Source organism: Streptomyces nanhaiensis, assembly GCF_046614825.1.
Taxonomy (GTDB): Bacteria; Actinomycetota; Actinomycetes; order Streptomycetales; family Streptomycetaceae; genus Streptomyces; species Streptomyces radiopugnans.
In genome coordinates, this window is sequence record NZ_JBKJFM010000277.1 from 1 (window position 1) to 3,547 (window position 3,547).

At 72.3% G+C, this 3,547-nt stretch carries 4 protein-coding genes; 3 read left to right on the forward strand and 1 reads right to left on the reverse strand.

Annotation, left to right across the window (positions count from 1 at the left end):
• Window positions 1-176 (forward strand): adenosylhomocysteinase (locus ACLIYP_RS29690; RefSeq protein WP_412716177.1); only part of this gene is annotated, 176 nt, incomplete at its 5' end.
• A gap of 75 nt (window positions 177-251) precedes the next feature.
• On the forward strand, window positions 252-866 hold the full coding sequence (locus ACLIYP_RS29695) for a hypothetical protein (protein ID WP_412716174.1): 615 nt from the start codon (window positions 252-254) through the stop codon (window positions 864-866).
• Window positions 867-904: 38 nt separating this feature from the next.
• Here ACLIYP_RS29695 and ACLIYP_RS29700 read toward each other — a convergent pair whose 3' ends face one another.
• A complete protein-coding gene (locus tag ACLIYP_RS29700; protein WP_412716175.1) occupies window positions 905-1,903 on the reverse strand; it encodes an RDD family protein in 999 nt (332 codons plus the stop codon).
• A gap of 146 nt (window positions 1,904-2,049) precedes the next feature.
• Between ACLIYP_RS29700 and ACLIYP_RS29705 the strand changes: the two genes are divergently transcribed.
• Window positions 2,050-3,057 (forward strand): stage II sporulation protein M, encoded by a 1,008-nt coding sequence (locus ACLIYP_RS29705; protein ID WP_412716176.1) that lies wholly within the window; start codon window positions 2,050-2,052, stop codon window positions 3,055-3,057.
• Window positions 3,058-3,547: the final 490 nt, after the last annotated feature.

The window sequence follows — 3,547 nt, forward strand, 5'->3', positions numbered from 1 at the left end:
AGCCGGACGCGTATCCGGTGGGGGTGTATGTGCTGCCCAAGCGTCTGGACGAGAAGGTCGCCCGGCTGCATCTGGAGGCGCTGGGGGCGAGGCTGACCGTGCTGCGTCCGGAGCAGGCGGCCTACCTGGGGGTGCCGGTGGAGGGTCCGTACAAGCCCGACCACTACCGCTACTGACACACGTCGTCCGGCAGGCAAGCGCGCCGTCAGGCCCCCGCTCCACGGCGGGGGCCTGACCCGTAAGGACCCATCATGCCCCGCGGCCGCTACTCACTCCACGACCCGCACGACCGCACCCCCCTGGGCGAGGAGCACTTCCAGTGCGCCACCGGCCCGTCCGGCTGGCGGTACGTCTCGCAGCTCACCGCCCCCTCCGGCGATCGCGCGGGCTCGGTCGACCTCACCCTGGACGGCCTCGGCCGCCCCCTCCGCCTCGAACTGACCACCCCCCACTGGCAGGTACGCGGCGCCGCACTCGACGGCGTGACCTGGGTACGCGCCGACCCGGCCGGGGAGCGGGCCCAGGAGGGCAACGCGCCCGCCCACGCCTTCACCGGAGCCTCCCCCGCGTTCCTCGTCGCCACCGCGAGGCTGCTGCGCCCCGCGCCCGGCGCACCGGCCACCCGCGTCCGCCTCGTCGCCTTCGCACCCCCCGTACTCGCCCCCCGCACCCTCGACCAGGCCTGGGCGCTGGTGGACAGCGAAGCACACGCCACCGACAGCGGCCCGCTGACCGTGGACCACTACCGGGTCGACGATCTGGAGACGGGCGAGCGGCACTCCGTCCACATCGCCGGTGACGTCGTCCTGGCCGCCCCCGGCATCGAGCTGGAGGACCTGGAGTCCCCGCCCTCGACGTTCGGCTGAACCGCGGGCCGGGCCCCGCGGCCGGCGTCAGGCCGGCGTCAGGCCGGGGGAACGAAGCCGGTGCGCGGCCCCTCAGCCTCCCCGCCACCGCCGTTGCCACCGACACCACCACCGGCAGGCGGCTGCTGCGGGGACGGCGCGGGCGCCGGAGGGGCAGAAGGGGCAACAAAGGGAGCGGAGGCGGGCGGAGCCGCCGGGGGAGGGGAGGCCGGCCATGCGGAGCCGGGACCGGGTCCGGCCGCGGTCGGCGGCGGCGCGGTGCCGTTCCGCTCGGCCCCCGGCCGGACGCCTTCACCGAAGGCCCGCCGCGCGTCCCGTCCCTGCCGCTCGGCCACCACACCGGACAGGTACACGGCCGGAGGCATCCCCTCCGGCACCGGGGCCCCGGTGAAGCCCGCCACATCGGCCGCCAGGCGCTGCGCCATCGACCAGCCCACCTGCGGATCGAGCTGGTCCGCGCGCAGCAGGTACTGCCGTACGGCCAGCCACAGCCCGTCCGGCACCCGCGACAGGTCCAGCCCGGCGAAGTGCCCGGCCACCCACGGCGGCGGAGGCGGCACCGGCACCGGCCGCGGGACCGGAATCCGCTCCCGCACCACCAGCGTCCCGGCGAACACGTCGCCGAGCCGCCGGCCCCGCGCGGAGACCAGCGAGGCGATGCACGCGACGACCCCCACCGTCATCTGGATCTCTACGAAGCCCAGCGCCCCGCGGACCAGCGCGTGCCGGAAGCGGATCGGCCCGCCGTCCTCCCGCACCACCCGCAGTCCGCACGCCATCTTCCCCAGCGAACGGCCGTGGGACAGCGTCTCGACCGCGACCGGCCCGCCCATCAGCACCAGCACCAGCAGCGCGACGGCGATCGCCGCGGTGGCCGCGTCGTCCAGGGAACCGGTGGCCGACAGCACCGCCACCGAAAGAGCCAGATAGACCCCCCAGAGCACGACCAGGTCTATGAAGACGGCCAGGGCCCGGCTCGGCAGCCGCGCGGGCCGCAGCCCGAGCACCACCGCATCACCCGTTACGAGCTGACTCACCCGGTACGCCTCCTCGCCCCTCGCCTCGGACCCGTGTACGCCTCGTACGCCGTACGCCGGGTACACGGACACAGTCTGCCGCCCGCGGCCGACCGACCGCCAAGCAGCCCGAGACCGACCGCGTACCCATCTGAAAAGCTCTCCCCATGGACCTCGATGTCTTCGTCACCGCCCACCGGGCCGAGTGGGACCGCCTGGAGGAGCTGCTGCGCCGCCGGCGCCGCCTCACCGGAGCCGAGGCCGACGAGCTCGTCGCCCTCTACCAGCGCACCTCCACCCATCTGTCGCTGATCCAGTCCACCGCCCCCGACCCCGCACTGACCGGCCGTCTCACCTCGCTCGTCGCCCGCGCGCGCAGCGCGGTCACCGGTACCCGCCGGGCGGCCTGGCAGGACGTGGCGCGTTTCTTCACGGTCGCCTTCCCGGCGGCCGTCTACCGCTCCCGGCACTGGTGGATACCGACGGCCCTGCTGTCCACGCTGGTCGCCGTCCTCATCGGCTGGTGGATCGGGACCCATCCCGAGATCCAGGCCGCCATCGCAGCCCCGGAGCAGCTGCGGGAGATGACCCGGCCCGGGGGCCAGTACGAGACCTACTACTCCAGCAACCCGGCCACGTCCTTCGCCGCCCAGGTGTGGACGAACAACGCCCAGGCCGCCGCGATCTGCCTGATCTTCGGCGCCTTCCTCGGGATACCGGTGCTGTGGGTGCTGTTCCAGAACATGCTGAACATCGGGATCGGCATCGGTCTGATGACCTCGGCGGGCCGCCTGGACGTCTTCCTCGGCCTGATCCTCCCGCACGGCCTGCTCGAGCTGACCGCCCTCTTCGTCGCGGCCGGCACGGGTCTGCGCCTGGGATGGACGGTCGTCGACCCGGGACCGCGCAGCCGCCGCACGGCGCTCGCGGAAGAGGGACGTGCGGCCATCGGCATGGCGCTCGGCCTGGCCGCGGTGCTCTTCGTCTCGGGCGTCATCGAGGGCTTCGTGACCCCCTCGGGTCTGCCGACCTGGGCCCGGATCACCATCGGGGTCGTCGCCGAGCTGGCCTTCCTGGCCTATGTCTACGTACTGGGCGCCAGGGCGGTGAGGAGGGGCGAGGCGGGCGATGTGGAGGCCGCCGACCGCTCCGCCGAGGTTCCTCTGGCGGCGTGACACGGCCGATGTGCATCGAGGCCCTCAGACCTGCTACGGTTCTGATCGTTCCGGAGGGCGCCCTTGACGGGGAGCCCTGCGGGAGGTAGATTTTAGAAGTTGCCCGGAGGGTGGTACCCTTGAGGGCAGACGGATGAAAATCTATCCAGCTTCGACCAGGAGCCCGAGGCTCCGGTGAGGCGATCCGAATTCTCATCGGAAAGCGAAGCCGATTTCGATCGGCAAAAGCGACTCTGATAGAGTCGGAGACACCGAAGGGAAGCGCCCGGAGGGGCCCCGGAAGGGGTGCCGAAGGAAGCGTCCGTTCCTTGAGAACTCAACAGCGTGCCAAAAGTCAACGCCAGATATGTTGATACCCCGTCACTCCTCCGGTTCCGGAGGAGACGGCGAGGTTCCTTTGAAACACACAGCGAGGACGCTGTGCACCGCGGAAACCATTCCTTTCCGCCGGTGCCGCTCTGCGCGATGTGACCCGGGCATACCGGGACAG

What these genes read in the sequence shown, in the direction of transcription:
- ACLIYP_RS29695 (WP_412716174.1), top strand. Translation starts at nt 252, where the DNA reads ATGCCCCGCGGCCGCTACTCACTCCACGACCCGCACGACCGCACCCCC.
- ACLIYP_RS29705 (WP_412716176.1), top strand. Translation starts at nt 2,050, where the DNA reads ATGGACCTCGATGTCTTCGTCACCGCCCACCGGGCCGAGTGGGACCGC.